The sequence below is a fragment of the Celeribacter sp. genome, assembly GCF_048261515.1.
Lineage (GTDB): Bacteria > Pseudomonadota > Alphaproteobacteria > Rhodobacterales > Rhodobacteraceae > Celeribacter.
This window is the reverse complement of record NZ_JBLXFZ010000001.1, coordinates 939,783-953,278: the sequence shown is the minus strand read 5'-3', so window position 1 is coordinate 953,278 and position 13,496 is coordinate 939,783. Positions and strand designations below refer to the sequence as shown.

The 13,496-nt window shown below is 58.7% G+C and carries 12 protein-coding genes and 1 tRNA gene; 11 read left to right on the top strand and 2 right to left on the bottom strand.

Translation table 11 applies throughout. The features are described 5' to 3' along the window. Positions 1–65: 65 nt before the first annotated feature. The 4 genes from ACN0SC_RS04635 (at position 66) to ACN0SC_RS04620 (ending at position 3,839) form a co-directional block, all read left to right on the top strand. A complete protein-coding gene (locus ACN0SC_RS04635; RefSeq protein WP_417248478.1) occupies positions 66–788 on the top strand; it encodes a TVP38/TMEM64 family protein in 723 nt (240 codons plus the stop codon). Continuing rightward, complete coding sequence (locus tag ACN0SC_RS04630) at positions 785–2,158, top strand: dihydrolipoyl dehydrogenase family protein (protein ID WP_417248477.1); 1,374 nt, start codon at positions 785–787, stop codon at positions 2,156–2,158. Before ACN0SC_RS04635 ends, ACN0SC_RS04630 begins: the two co-directional genes overlap by 4 nt. A gap of 19 nt (positions 2,159–2,177) precedes the next feature. After that, entirely contained in the window at positions 2,178–3,647 is a 1,470-nt protein-coding gene (locus ACN0SC_RS04625; RefSeq protein WP_417248476.1) for a sensor histidine kinase, read from the top strand. A gap of 115 nt (positions 3,648–3,762) precedes the next feature. Then, positions 3,763–3,839, top strand: a tRNA-Arg gene (locus ACN0SC_RS04620). Between the two features lie 194 nt (positions 3,840–4,033). Here ACN0SC_RS04620 and ACN0SC_RS04615 read toward each other — a convergent pair. Both ACN0SC_RS04615 and ACN0SC_RS04610 read right to left on the bottom strand, forming a co-directional pair. Then, entirely contained in the window at positions 4,034–5,143 is a 1,110-nt protein-coding gene (locus tag ACN0SC_RS04615; RefSeq protein ID WP_417248475.1) for a Gfo/Idh/MocA family protein, read from the bottom strand. Between the two features lie 8 nt (positions 5,144–5,151). Further along, positions 5,152–5,859: a GntR family transcriptional regulator gene (locus ACN0SC_RS04610; RefSeq protein ID WP_417248474.1), complete on the bottom strand. Its 708-nt coding sequence runs from the start codon at positions 5,857–5,859 to the stop codon at positions 5,152–5,154. A gap of 106 nt (positions 5,860–5,965) precedes the next feature. Here ACN0SC_RS04610 and ACN0SC_RS04605 point away from each other — a divergent pair, with 106 nt between their 5' ends. The 7 genes from ACN0SC_RS04605 (at position 5,966) to ACN0SC_RS04575 (ending at position 13,494) form a co-directional block, all read left to right on the top strand. Next, positions 5,966–7,120, top strand: coding sequence for an LLM class flavin-dependent oxidoreductase (locus tag ACN0SC_RS04605; RefSeq protein WP_417248473.1), 1,155 nt, complete (start codon positions 5,966–5,968; stop codon positions 7,118–7,120). After that, on the top strand, positions 7,120–8,013 hold the full coding sequence (locus ACN0SC_RS04600) for an aldo/keto reductase (RefSeq protein ID WP_417248472.1): 894 nt from the start codon (positions 7,120–7,122) through the stop codon (positions 8,011–8,013). Before ACN0SC_RS04605 ends, ACN0SC_RS04600 begins: the two co-directional genes overlap by 1 nt. Before the next feature lie 18 nt (positions 8,014–8,031). Continuing rightward, a complete protein-coding gene (locus ACN0SC_RS04595) occupies positions 8,032–8,535 on the top strand; it encodes a flavin reductase family protein (RefSeq protein ID WP_417248471.1) in 504 nt (167 codons plus the stop codon). Between the two features lie 92 nt (positions 8,536–8,627). Continuing rightward, a complete protein-coding gene (locus ACN0SC_RS04590; RefSeq protein WP_417248470.1) occupies positions 8,628–9,890 on the top strand; it encodes an ABC transporter substrate-binding protein in 1,263 nt (420 codons plus the stop codon). A 27-nt stretch (positions 9,891–9,917) separates the two neighbouring features. Further along, positions 9,918–10,982 (top strand): carbohydrate ABC transporter permease, encoded by a 1,065-nt coding sequence (locus ACN0SC_RS04585; RefSeq protein ID WP_417248469.1) that lies wholly within the window; start codon positions 9,918–9,920, stop codon positions 10,980–10,982. Beyond that, complete coding sequence (locus ACN0SC_RS04580; RefSeq protein WP_417248468.1) at positions 10,979–12,415, top strand: carbohydrate ABC transporter permease; 1,437 nt, start codon at positions 10,979–10,981, stop codon at positions 12,413–12,415. Before ACN0SC_RS04585 ends, ACN0SC_RS04580 begins: the two co-directional genes overlap by 4 nt. Next, on the top strand, positions 12,415–13,494 hold the full coding sequence (locus ACN0SC_RS04575; RefSeq protein WP_417248467.1) for an ABC transporter ATP-binding protein: 1,080 nt from the start codon (positions 12,415–12,417) through the stop codon (positions 13,492–13,494). The genes ACN0SC_RS04580 and ACN0SC_RS04575 overlap by 1 nt, the downstream gene beginning before the upstream one ends. Positions 13,495–13,496: the final 2 nt, after the last annotated feature.

The window sequence follows — 13,496 nt, the reverse complement described above, 5'->3', positions numbered from 1 at the left end:
AAGCGGGTGGCAATTCTACGCCCTTGTGGTCAAGTAGGCCGCTCAGAGCCGGAAAAGGACCGATGATGCCCCACACTCCCACCAAATCGCGCAGCCATGCGCTGCCACTGATTGCACTTGCGGGTGTGGCCTTCGGGCTGGCTTTCTTGTTTCGCGATCATCTGACATTTGACGCGCTGGCCGCCAATCGCGATGCCTTCGTGGCCTTCCGCGATCAGAACTTCGCACTCACCGCCCTGATCTTCATGGCGATATACGCAGGTATTGTCGCCTTTTCGCTTCCCGGCGCGACGGTGGCCACGCTTACGGGCGGCTTTCTCTTTTCAACCTTTCCTGGTGTGGTGTTCAACGTCGCTGGCGCGACTGTCGGAGCGACCCTGCTCTTTGTTGCCGCACGCTGGGGGTTGGGTGACTGGCTCTCGTCCAAGATGGACACAGGCTCCGAGCGTATCCGCAAGGTGAAGGCGGGGATCGACGACAACCAATGGTCCATGCTCTTTTTCATTCGCCTCGTGCCGGTGGTTCCGTTCTTTGTTGCCAATCTCCTGCCTGCCCTGCTTGGTGTGCCGTTCTCGCGTTTCGTGATCTCCACAGCGATCGGCATTATCCCGGGCGCTTTGGTGTATACGTCGGTAGGGGCAGGGCTTGGCGTTGTGTTCGCACGGGGCGAAGTGCCTGACCTCGGGGTTATTTTCGAACCGCATATCCTGCTCCCGTTGATCGGTCTCGCGGCGCTGTCGCTCGTGCCGGTCTTGCTTAAAGTCGTCAGAGAAGGACGCGCAAAATGAAGAAGATCAAGACAGATGTATGTGTGATCGGCGCGGGGTCGGGTGGCCTTTCGGTGGCGGCGGGTGCGGTCCAGATGGGCGCGCGTGTCGTGCTGATCGAAAAAGGCGAGATGGGCGGGGATTGCCTCAACTACGGATGTGTCCCCTCTAAGTCACTGATCCATGCCGCCAAGGCGGGGATGGGCTACGTTCAAGCGATGGAACACGTGCAGAGCGTCATCGGCACCATTGCTCCTCACGACAGTCAGGAACGGTTCGAGGAATTGGGTTGCACGGTCATTCGGGAATTTGCTCGATTTACCTCGCCCAACACTGTCGAGGCAGGCGACTTCCAGATCAAGGCCAGACGATTCGTTATTTCGACAGGTTCACGTCCCTTTGTTCCACCCATCGTGGGGTTGGAAAACACGCCTTACCTGACCAACGAAACCATCTGGGATCTGCGGGAGGCGCCCGAGCATCTGGTCATTCTGGGCGGCGGCCCGATCGGCATGGAAATGGCGCAGGCGCATCGTCGTTTGGGGTGCAATGTCACTGTGATCGATCGCTCGACTGTTTTGGCGAAAGATGACCCCGAAGCCGCGGAGGTGGTGAAAGCGGCTCTTCGTGCCGAAGGTGTCGATCTGCGCGAGGGAGAGGCTGTGGCATCGGTTGCCCCTGAGGCGGGCGGTATTGCCGTGACCTTGGAGAGCGGCGCGCGGATTGTGGGCTCGCACCTTCTGGTCGCGACTGGGCGCGTGGCCAATGCGGATTCACTGGCGCTGGAGAAAGCAGAGGTCAACCGCGACCGTGGCGGGGTCAAGGCCGATGCAAGTCTACGCACGTCCAACCGCCGCATCTATGCTTTAGGGGATGTGGTGTCTGGTAATATGCAATTCACCCATGTTGCGGGCTATCAGGGTGGCGTGGCGATTCGTTCGCTGCTTTTCGGCCTGCCCGCGAAAGCGACGCGAGATCATATCCCCCATGCAACCTACACCGATCCTGAATTGGCGCAGGTCGGCATGAGTGAGGCACAAGCCCGCAAAGCATATGGCGACAAACTTGAAATCGCTCGCGCCGAGGTGTCGGGCAACGACCGCGCTATCGCGACGGCGCGTGCTGGTGAAGGTTTCATCAAGGTGATGGTCGTGAAGGGCCGCCCTGTCGGTGTGACCATCGTTGGCCCTGATGCGGGTGAATTGATCACCCTTTGGTCGCTCGCCATTTCCGCAAAACTCAAGATGAGCCAGATTGCAGGCATGATTGCGCCCTATCCGACACTTGCAGAGCTTAACAAACGCGTGGCGGGTGCCTATTTTACACCGAGGCTGTTTGAGAATCCGAAATTGAAAACAGCAGTGAAATTGATTCAGAGGCTTCTGCCCTGAGAAAGGGCCGCATACGCGCATGGCACTTCCGCGCTTTCTCAAGACGCTCACAGGACGATTCCTGATGCTGACGGTCATCTTCGTGATGGCCGCGGAAGTGATGATCTTTGTCCCCTCGATTGCGCGGTATCGGGAGGATTACCTGTTGTCGCGCCTTGAGCGTGCGCAGATCGCCTCGCTCGCGCTTCTGGCTAACGACAGTATCGACATGGACCTCGAAGACGAGCTTCTTGCCAATGCGGGTGTCTATAACGTCGTGTTGCGCCGCAATGAAATCCGCCAGTTGGTGCTGTCCTCGCCGATCCCTGAGCAGGTACACGCGACCTTTGATCTGCGCGATGCGTCCGCTTGGGATCTGATCAGCGACGCTGTGGCATGTCTCCTTGATCCGACAAACCGCGTCATCCGCGTCATCGGCGATCCCGTGCAGGAAGCGGGCCTGTTAATCGAGGTGACGCTTCCGAGCGATCCGTTACGTGCGGCGATGCTGGACTACGGCGTGCGCATCCTTGCGCTGTCGGCCGCGATCTCTGTGATTACAGCGCTCCTGCTCTTTATGGCCGTGCGCGCTCTGATCGTCCGTCCGATCCGTCATGTGGTCGATGCGATGTCCTCCTATGCGCAAGCTCCTGAGGACGCCCGCCGCATTATCGTGCCCGAGGCCGAAGTGTTGGAATTGCGCGAGGCGGAGAATGCGTTGCAGGCGATGCAGTCGGAACTCACCGCCTCCCTGCGCCAGAAGGACCGCCTTGCCCAGTTGGGCAGCGCCGTCGCCAAAATCTCTCATGACCTGCGCAACATTCTGACCACTGCGCAACTCTTCACAGACCGTCTTGAGGTGTCCGAAGACCCCGCGGTGATGCGTTCCGCGCCCAAGCTGATGAACTCGATCCAGCGTGCGGTGAACCTGTGCGAAAGCACGCTCGCCTTCGGTAAGGCCGAGGAGCCAGCCCCGTCGCTGTCGGGTGTGCGTGTTGCGGAGCTGGTGGGAGATGTGATTGAGGGGGAGCGGGTGTCCTCGCAGGATTGCGATGTGTCTTTCGCGGAGGACGTGCCCGCAACCATGATCATCCGCGCCGACCCAGAGCAAATGCACCGCGTCCTCGCAAACCTCGTGCGCAACGCACGTCAGGCGCTCGAAGCCGCAAAAGGGGGCGGCGAGATCGGCGTGAGGGCATATGAGACCGAGGACGAATGGGTGCTGTCTGTCACTGACACAGGGCCTGGCCTTCCGCCTAAAGCGCGCGAACACCTTTTTCAGCCGTTTCAGGGTGGCACGCGTAAGGGCGGATTCGGGTTGGGTCTGGCGATCGCTGCCGAATTGGTGCGCGGTCACGGGGGCAAGCTTCTGCTTGAGCGCACTGACGAGACAGGCACCCAGTTCGCAATTCATCTGCCTAAGGGGTTTGTGTCCGAGGATCACGGCGAGGAGGCGCAGCCGCCCGCTTTGTCTGATGTCTCCGCTGATCACGACCGCGCGGCCGAATAGCGCCCTGCCGCGCTGGTAAGACAGGTAGCCCGCCCGTCGAATGTAAAAGTTTTTTCGCAAAGATCGAAAATGCCCCTTGCACCCTGCGGTGCAACTTTGTATCTCCCGCCGCAGTGGACCGATAGCTCAGCTGGATAGAGTACCTGACTACGAATCAGGGGGTCGGGGGTTCGAATCCTCCTCGGTCCGCCACTTCCTTAAATTCGCACAAGACGATGGGCCAAAGCCCGTTTCTCTTTGCGTGAAACGACAGGTATGCGCGGAAGCGCAAATGCCTGATCGTCGGTGTTTCCGATTGTCCCACAGAGTTTGCGCGCAGTGGTCAAAGGCACTTAGGTGCCGCCAGCCTCGTTTCAGGATCAAGGCTGGCGACAGGGATTGCGAGCCTAATTAAAGAACTCACTCATGTGCACGACACGGTGTTCCGCCATCGAGATTTGAGCGGCCATGCCCATGAGGACGGCCATTTTCCCGTCGGTGAGCGAGACCTCGGGGGCGTCGCGTTCGCCGCGCACCAGTTCGAGGAATTTCTGGTGCTGGTAGAAGGTGGAGCCGTTGTGATCGCCTGCCGCCAATAGGGCGGGGTCCACGGGGATGTCGCGGCTTTCGGGGCCTTTGGGAGACCGCGGGCTGACGATGAGCTTCGGCACGGGAGCGGCACCAAGGTGTTCGGGCCAGAAGCGACCGGGGCCGGGGACGAGGGCTTCGATCTTGCCCTTTGGTCCGACGGCGCTGACCTCTTCTTGATATTCCGCGCCTTCGGCGAACATGCAAAGTTCAAGCATGGCACGGGCGCCGTTTTCGAAATCCACGATCACATAGCCGTTGTCGAGAATGTCGGGTGTTGCGCCGTCATAGCTCTCGTCGAGATGGTTTACGTCTTGGCCTCCCGATGCACTAACGCGGATCGGCTCGCTTTGCAGTGTCAGGCGCATAAGGTCGAAGAAGTGGCAGCATTTCTCGACAAAGGTGCCGCCAGTTTGGTGGTTGAAGCGATTCCAGTCGCCGACTTTTTCGAGGAAGGGAAAGCGGTGCTCGCGGATGGTGAGCATCTTGATGCCGCCCGTTGCATCCGTGGCGTTGTGCAAAAATGCGGCAATCGGCGGCATGTAGCGATATTCCATCGCGACCCAAACGGGGGCGGGATAGGTCTCGGTAAAGGACTGGATACGTGCCACATGTGCGGGATCGGTAAAGAGCGGTTTCTCGACCAAGACGGGCAGGGCGCGTGTGGCGGCGATCTCTTCGAGTTGCTCCATGTGGCGGAAGTTGGGGCTTGCGATCAGCAGGCAGTCGAGTGTGTCTATGGCAAGTAGGTCCGCGATGCTGTCTGCGAAAACGGCATCGGGCGCGAGGCGCGCGGATCGAGTGCGCATCTCCGCATCGGGCTCAAAAATGGCGGCAACCTTAGTGTTCGGCAAAAGGGCGATATTCTGTAGGTGCTCTTGCCCCATCATGCCGCAGCCGATGATGCCGTAATGCGTTGCTTCTGACATGTTGTCTCCTATTGTAGGCGCTGCACGTAGCGCGCATTTTTTGTGTCAAACCATGTGCGTGAAAACTCGACGGGGGCGGGATTTTGCGCCCAGCTCAGCCGCTCGATGTAGCCCGCGATGCCACCATGCGGGACGCCGAATTCTGCGGGGGCCCAATCGGGCGTAGGGTCTAACGAGACGGAATCGACCGCGCGGGACACCCAGAAACCGAGTTTCTTTTGATAGTAGAGGTAGAGAGAATCGGAGAGCTGTGCGGGATCAACACGCCCGCTTCCAGCATCAAGCCAGATCTCTTCGACGGCGATAACTACATCATCGAGATAGCGCAGGCGGCGAATCATCGACGCGTGATTTGATGCCCCGAATTCGGGAAGGTCGGCGGGTTTTTCACGATATTCGACGGCGAGGATATCGGCCGATGGCAGGCCGCCGCCCGTGGGCAATTCGAGACGGAACATCGAGTAGATCGACCGTGCATCCGCGTTATAGCGCACGTAGTTTCCCGAGCCTTGGATGCGCTCCAACATGCCGTTTTTTTCAAGCTCTGCGAGAGATTTACGCAATGTTCGAACGGTTGTTTTATAGGCTGCAGCAAGGGTGCGCTCGGGCGGGAGGCGCTCGCCCTCGACATAGCGTCCGCTGGCGATGTCGCGCATGAGGGACTCGGTGATCTGCATGTAGATCGGAAGGGCTGTGTGCATGTCTTTGCTGTGCATTTCGGACGAGACCATCTGTCGCAGAAAAAATTGATGCACCATTGATCTACATCAAAGCGGCTGCTACGCAAGAGGAAATGTCACGGAGTTTTCAGGGAGGAAAGTGATGACGGTCGTGCCCATTACGTCAGCGGATCTGGATGCAGCGGAGGTGTCTTGGTTCGCGGCATTGTGTTCAGATGACTATCAGTTTCTTGGTGTCCCTGACGGGGCTCTGCGGTCCTCTTGGGCGCACTGCTCGAACATCGTGAAGACGGCCGAGGCGCAGGGCTTCCGCAACATTCTGTGTCCCTCCTCCTATCAAGTCGGGCAAGACACGCTGAGCTTCGTGGCGGGCTGTGCGCCGATCACCGAGAAGATCAATATGCTCGCCGCCGTGCGTTGCGGCGAGGTGCAGCCGATCATGCTGGCGCGTACCATCGCGACGCTCGATCACATGCTCGAAGGGCGCCTGACCATCAACATCATCTCTTCAGACTTTCCCGGTCAAACCGACCCGAGTCCCTATCGCTACCAGCGCTCGCGTGAAGTGGTCGAAATTCTTAAGCAGGCTTGGACACGGGACGAGATCAACTACAAGGGCGAGATTTACAATTTCGAAGGACTGACCACCAATCCTGTGGTCCCGTATCAGACGGGTGGGCCGTTGCTCTATTTCGGTGGCTATTCGCCAGATGCGCTGGAACTGTGTGGCGAGCATTGCGATGTCTACCTGATGTGGCCTGAAAAGATGGAAGAGCTTGAGGGGCGCATGAAGGCCGTGAACGCCGTGGCAGAGAAATACAATCGCACGCTGGACTACGGTCTGCGCGTCCATGTGATCGTGCGCGATACTGAGGCTGAGGCCCGCGAATATGCCGACTACATCGTCTCCAAACTCGACGACGAGCAGGGCAAAGCCATTCGCGAACGTGCCTTGGATTCCAAGTCGTTGGGCGTGAGCCATCAGGCCAAAAACCGCGATGTTGCCGATGATGACGGCTTTATCGAGCCAAACCTATGGACAGGCGTCGGGCGTGCGCGGTCGGGCTGTGGCGCGGCGCTGGTCGGGTCAACGGATCAGGTTCTGTCAAAACTGGAGACCTATCAGAAGATGGGCATGCGGGCATTTATCCTATCGGGCTATCCACACACCGAAGAGGCGGTGCATTTCGGCCAGCGTGTGCTGCCGCAGATGAAGACCTGTTCTCTTCCTCATGAATACGGGCGCGTGCCTGCATCCACCCCCGCAACCCCGCTTGGAAACGGAGTGCGTCGGTAATGGAACGTATTCGTCTTACACAGGATCTCGATTTCTCACGCATCGTCTATGGCATGTGGCGGATCGGTGATGACGCGGATACCTCCCCCGCCCATGTCGAAGCGAAAATTCAGGCCTGTCTCGATCAGGGCATTACGACCTTCGATCAGGCCGATATTTACGGCGGCTATGCGGCAGAGGAAGTGTTGGGCAATGCGCTGCGTGCCAACCCTGCGCTGCGACCTGAGATGCAGATCGTCACCAAATGCGACATTGTCGCGCCGATGGGGCGCTATGCGGACAAGCGGGTGAAATACTACGACACCTCGCGCGCTCACATTGAGGCTTCCGTGGATCACTCGCTCAAGGCCATGGGCATTGACGAGATTGACCTGTTGCTCATCCACCGCCCCGATCCGTTGATGGATCATCATGAGACGGGGGCGACTTTGGATGATCTCGTGGCGTCAGGCAAAGTGCGTGCCGTGGGTGTGTCGAATTTCAAGCCGTGGGATTGGGAGCTGCTGCAATCAGCGACCAAGACTCCGCTGGCCACGAACCAGATCGAGATTTCTCTGGGCGAGATATCCCCCTTCACCAACGGCAACATCGCGTTCCATCAACAGCACGGTCACGCGATGATGGCATGGTCGCCATTGGGGGGTGGTCGGTTGATGACCGAGACCGAAGGGCTTCTGGCTGAGCGCATGGATGCGTTGGCGTCGGCGCATGGCGTTGATCGCGCGGCAATTGCCGTGGCTTTCTTGCTGCGTCACCCGTCGAAGATCCTGCCTGTTCTGGGAACCAACAATTTGGACCGTATCAAGACCCTTGGCGCGGCGATGTCGGTCAATCTGGACCGTGAAAGCTGGTTCGAGCTTTACGAGGCGGCTTTGGGACATGAGGTTGCTTAGATGACAATGGCGGCGGAAATGACGATGAGAGATTTCGTCCCCAGTGCGGACAACACGCGCCTTTTGCGTGATGCCTTCGGGCGGTTCGCCACGGGTGTGACCATCGTGACGACGATGACCGAGAACGGGCCGATTGCGATCACGGCGAACAGTTTTTCGTCGCTGTCGCTCAATCCGCCACTGGTGCTTTGGGCGCCAGATCGCAAGTCGCGCCGCTTTGTCCATTTCGAAGCCGCGCAACGTTACGCGATCCACGTCCTCGCGGACACGCAGCAGGAACTGTGTTGGCGCATTGCGAAGGATGCATATGGCCTTGATGATAACGATTTTTTAACGAGTGACCTTGGTATTCCTGTCTTGACGGATTGTCTGGCCTGTTTCCACTGCGAGCAACGTTCTGTGTTTGACGGCGGTGATCATGCGATTGTCGTCGGTGAAGTGAAGCACGCAAGTTTTGACGACAGCCGCCATGCCCTCGGGTTCTTCGGTGGCCAAATGGGGACATTCGTGCCCCAACAATAAACGCACATGTCGGCGCGGCGCCTTGAGGAGGGGGACGTGCCGATATTTCACGACCAGCCTGTTTCTTTAGAGGAGGAAAAAAGATGGGCACTATGAAATTTACCAAAGCAGCCGCGCTTGCGACCACGGTTCTTGCCGGAACGACGGGTGCCTTTGCCGACGAAATCACCTTTCTGTGCTATCAGGACGGCACGGAATGTGACGTCATTGGCGAGATGATCCCTGCCTTCACCGAGGCCACGGGGCACACGGTAAAGATGGACACCGTGGGCTATGATGTCATCCGCGACCAACTCGAAAACCAACTTCAGACGGACGCGGCTCCCGACGTGGCGCGGATCACCAACCTTGGCGGGCTGAACCAATACTACCTTGATCTCAGCCCCCATGTGGATGTCGACGCGTGGGAAGCCGATTACGGCGCGACCCTGCCTTGGTTCCGTGCACCGGGTGGCGAGGACAAGGGCATCTATGGTTGGATGTCGCAGCTTACCGTGACGGGGCCGTATGTGAACGTGTCCCTGTTCGACGACGCTGGTGTCGAGATGCCTAGCGAAGGCGCGACTTGGGACGATTGGGCCGAGGCGCTCATGGAAGTCAAGGAGGCCACGGGGATCACGGCGGGTCTCGCTATGGATCGCACCGCGCACCGCATTGCGGGGCCAGCGTTTTCTTACGGCGCGAAATTCTTTGACGACGATGGTCAGCCGATCCTCGTGGACGAAGGCTTCAAGAAATTCGCAGAGAAATTTGTCGAGTGGCACAAGATCGGCCTGATGCCCGAAGAGGGCTGGCCCGCTGGTTCTGGCACAAGCTACAGCAACGCCGCTCCGTTGTTCCAGTCGGGCGCGGTCGCGATGCATATGTCCGGTTCGTGGATGATTAACAGCTACGCGGAAAACATCACTGACTTTGACTGGAAGGCGGTCCCTGCGCCCTGTGGCGAAGGTGGCTGCGGCGCCATGCCAGGTGGTGCGGGGATTGTTGCGTTCAAATCGACCAAAGCGCCGGAAGCGGCGGCGGCTTTCATCGATTACCTCGGACAATTGGGCAACGCGGCGACCTTCGCGGCGAAGACCAACAACATCTCCGCGAACGCAACGCTTCAGGCCACGGGTGTTGACTATGTGAACGCCTCCCCTGCGGTTGCCAATGCACTGTCTGTCTTTGCGTCCAACGCCAGCAAGGCGGCGGAAACCACACCGCAGGCCTACACGTTCCAAGGCTACAACAAGAACTTCGTCATCTACGGCGTTGTCCCCGATTACCTGACGCGGGCGATCACGGGTGAGATGACACTTGAAGAAGCCTATGCTGCCATCGACGCGGATGTCGCCGCGAAGATCGCGGAATAAACAGCAGCTTTCGGTCGGGGGGCAGCTATGCGTGACGCATTCGTGGCGGCATTTTCCGGGTCTTCCTGGCCGCTTGCGCTGTTGATTTACATGCTTATCGGATGGGCGATTCTTCGCCCGTCCGGCTCATTCTGGACGCGGTTTTGCACCGTGATCGGATGGCCGCTGGAGATGGTTCAGCGGCTCGCGGGCGCGACGGGTTTGCCCTATTTGTTCCTGTTGCCCAATATGGTGGTTTTCGGGCTTTTTACCTTCGCGCCCCTGTTTATAAATGTCGGGTTTTCTGTCACCGAAGGGCAATCCATTCAATTCGAGGAACGGACCTTCGCGGGGACCGATAACCTGTCACGGCTTCTGTCGGAGACACAGATCGACACAGGTGCAGAGAACCGCGAGGACGACAAGTTCAAAGCGGCGGTCTATGACACGGCGATCTTTGTGATCCTGCAAGTGCCCGTGATGATCGTCGTGGCGCTGATGACGGCGCTGGCGCTCAACCGCGAGATCATTGGCCGTGCCTTCTGGCGGGCCGTCTTCTTCTACCCCGTCATGCTCTCGCCCGTCGTGGTGGGTTTTCTTTGGACATTGATCCTCAAGCGACAGGGGGCGCTGAGCCAGACGCTTATCAGTTGGGGATGGATTTCGGAGCCGATTCAATGGCTCACCGACCCGAGTTGGACCATGTTCTGGTCGGTGCTTGTCTACACATGGGCGCATCTCGGGTTTTACATGCTGATCCTTTTGGCGGGGCTGCAAGCCATTCCGCGCGACGTCTATGAGGCCGCCGAAATGGACGGCACGCCCGCGTGGCGGCAACTCACCCGCATCACCATTCCGCTGCTCGCGCCGACGCTACTTGTGGTCACGGTGCTGTCGCTGATCAAGGCGGTGCAGGCGTTTGAGGAACTCTACGCGATGAACGTGCGGTGGATTTCGCTCGTCGCCTACATCTTCGATACCTCCGGCCTGCGCGGCCAGCCAACGTCACACGGGCTTGGCATCGCGGCGATGGCCTCCCTTCTCGTGGCGGTCGTTCTCATCTGCCTGTCCCTGCTACAGGTCTACCTCTCATCGAAAGCGAATAAGCCATGACAGGTATTGTGACGTTTCTGACCCGCAAGTCGGGTGGTCGCCGTGCCAACTGGCTCGACTACCTGACCTATGCCTATCTCGCCTTCGGCTTTCTGATGATCGTCGTGCCCGTGGCGTGGCTCTCTCTCAATTCGCTCAAATCGCGGTCGCAGCTTGAAAAGCAGGATCTTTCCCTGTTGCCCATGGTTTACGAGCAAGTGGCGCGGGCGACGGTATCGACGCCCGAGGGGCGGGAGATTTTCATCATTCCCGATTTGCCCGATTGGGTGCTGAACTGGAAAGAGCTGGATGACGAGGAGAAGGCGCAGCACGATCCCGCCGCCTTCATCGAAGACTATGAAGGGCTGACCTATTACGCGCTACGTGCGCATCTCGATCTCCTGCCTGTGCAAATGCGCGAGGTGATGGCGGCGCATGATCTGCCGGATTGGCTGTTGCGCTATACCACCATGTCAGCGGCGGCAAAGGCCGAGCATGATGTCGATGCAGTGCTGGAGGGGCTGGACGCCGAGGACGTGCGGATTGTGTCGGAATTTCTGGGCCTGCCCCCCTATGAGCAGTCTCGGTTTGTTGGCCAAATCCTCGTGACTGCCCCCGATCCCGAGACAGGCGAGGAGACGCAATTTGCGGTCTCCAACATCCGCCCGAACTCCGAGATTACCCCCGCCCGCTACGTCGACAATCGCACCAGCGCAGTGGTCAAACTTCCGACAACCACCCTGAGTGCGAAGCGGGTTTTGGCCCCGTCATGGAGCAACTACACCGATCCGCTTACGGGCAAGGCGTTTGGCGTCAACGTCAACTTCGCCACCTGTTTCACCAATTCGGTTCTGGTCACGGCGATTGCCACGGTCTTGACCCTGCTCATCAACTCGATGGCGGCATTTGCCTTGGCGAAATACAAATTCAGAGGCCAGATTGGCTTCTTCATCGTCATCCTCGCGACGCTGATGGTTCCTCCTACCATCACGCTCGTGGGGGTGTTTAAGGCGGTCCATGCAACGGGGCTGTCGGGCTCGATCTGGGGTGTCATTATTCCAGGCGCTGCGACTCCAACGGGTGTCTTCCTCCTGCGCCAATATATGCTGTCGATCCCTGATGAGTTGTTGGAAGCGGCGCGGATGGATGCGGCCTCCGAGTGGAAAGTCTACTGGCGTATCATGCTGCCTTTGACGCTGCCTGCACTTGCCGCTCTTGGTATCCTGTCGGTGATCTGGCGGTGGAATGACCTGATCCTCCCCCTCGTCGCCATCGCCACCACCAAGGAAGCCTACACCATCCAACTTTGCCTGCTGGAGTTCAGGGGCGAGCATCTGAGCCAAGAGCATTACCGCCTTGCCATGACGATGGTGAGCCTGATCCCCTCGACCCTCGTTTTCGTCTTCCTCCAAAAATACATCACCGCGGGTATCGCGAATACAGGACTGAAATAATGGCCGATCTTACCCTCAAAAACGTCAAGAAGAGTTACGGCTCTGTCGATGTCATTCACGGCATTGATCTCGATATCAAGTCGGGCGAGTTTTGCGTGTTCGTCGGCCCATCGGGCTGTGGCAAGTCGACTCTGCTGCGCATGATTTCGGGGCTTGAGGATATTTCCGCGGGCGAGGTGTGCATTGACGGCGAGGTGGTCAATCATGTGCCTGCCGCCCAACGTGGCCTTGCAATGGTGTTCCAGTCCTATGCGCTTTACCCGCATATGTCGGTGCGCAAGAACCTCAGCTTCGGGTTGGAAAACCTCAGCACCCCCAAGGCAGAGATCAAGGCGCGTGTGGACGAGGCTGCTCGGATGTTGCAAATCGAGCCGCTTCTCGATCGTCGCCCGGGGCAGTTGTCAGGCGGTCAACGCCAACGTGTGGCCATTGGTCGGGCTGTTGTGCGGGAGCCGAAGATTTTCCTCTTTGACGAGCCGCTCTCCAACCTTGACGCCGAATTGCGTGTGACGATGCGGCGCGAGATTGCGGCTCTCCACCAGCGTCTTGGCAACACGATGATCTACGTGACCCACGATCAGGTCGAGGCCATGACTATGGCTGACAAAATCGCCGTTTTGCGCGCAGGCAAGGTCGAGCAATTCGGAACCCCGCTTGAACTGTTCAACAATCCTGCCAACCGTTTTGTCGCAGGGTTCATCGGTTCGCCGTCCATGAATTTCGTCGATGTGACGGTCGACGAGGACGGCGCGTTGATGCTCGCAGACGGGGAGGTGATCTCACGCGGTCACAGTCATCTGGCGGCCAAGGGCGGGGCGGCTTTCGAGCTTGGCGCGCGGCCACGTGATTTGGTGGTCGATCCTGATGGCCCCTTGATGTTCCGAGTTTCGGAAGTGGAGCAATTGGGCACGGAAAGTTATCTCTTTGGCGCGTTGCACACGGGCCAGACCCTAACCATCCATATTGCGGGTCAGACCGACGTGGTCGCTGGGGTTGAAATCCGTTTGCGCGTGAATGTGGATGCCATTCATTTGTTTGAAAAAGACAGTGGCCTGACGGTTCCTGCATTCCAAAAGTGAGC

Coding starts and splice junctions, on each gene's coding strand:
- ACN0SC_RS04600 (WP_417248472.1), top strand. CDS start 7,120: ATGGAACGTATTCGTCTTACACAGGATCTCGATTTCTCACGCATCGTC.
- ACN0SC_RS04630 (WP_417248477.1), top strand. CDS start 785: ATGAAGAAGATCAAGACAGATGTATGTGTGATCGGCGCGGGGTCGGGT.
- ACN0SC_RS04635 (WP_417248478.1), top strand. CDS start 66: ATGCCCCACACTCCCACCAAATCGCGCAGCCATGCGCTGCCACTGATT.
- ACN0SC_RS04575 (WP_417248467.1), top strand. CDS start 12,415: ATGGCCGATCTTACCCTCAAAAACGTCAAGAAGAGTTACGGCTCTGTC.
- ACN0SC_RS04580 (WP_417248468.1), top strand. CDS start 10,979: ATGACAGGTATTGTGACGTTTCTGACCCGCAAGTCGGGTGGTCGCCGT.
- ACN0SC_RS04595 (WP_417248471.1), top strand. CDS start 8,032: ATGACGATGAGAGATTTCGTCCCCAGTGCGGACAACACGCGCCTTTTG.
- ACN0SC_RS04590 (WP_417248470.1), top strand. CDS start 8,628: ATGAAATTTACCAAAGCAGCCGCGCTTGCGACCACGGTTCTTGCCGGA.
- ACN0SC_RS04615 (WP_417248475.1), bottom strand. CDS start 5,143: ATGTCAGAAGCAACGCATTACGGCATCATCGGCTGCGGCATGATGGGG.
- ACN0SC_RS04585 (WP_417248469.1), top strand. CDS start 9,918: ATGCGTGACGCATTCGTGGCGGCATTTTCCGGGTCTTCCTGGCCGCTT.
- ACN0SC_RS04610 (WP_417248474.1), bottom strand. CDS start 5,859: ATGCACAGCAAAGACATGCACACAGCCCTTCCGATCTACATGCAGATC.
- ACN0SC_RS04625 (WP_417248476.1), top strand. CDS start 2,178: ATGGCACTTCCGCGCTTTCTCAAGACGCTCACAGGACGATTCCTGATG.
- ACN0SC_RS04605 (WP_417248473.1), top strand. CDS start 5,966: ATGACGGTCGTGCCCATTACGTCAGCGGATCTGGATGCAGCGGAGGTG.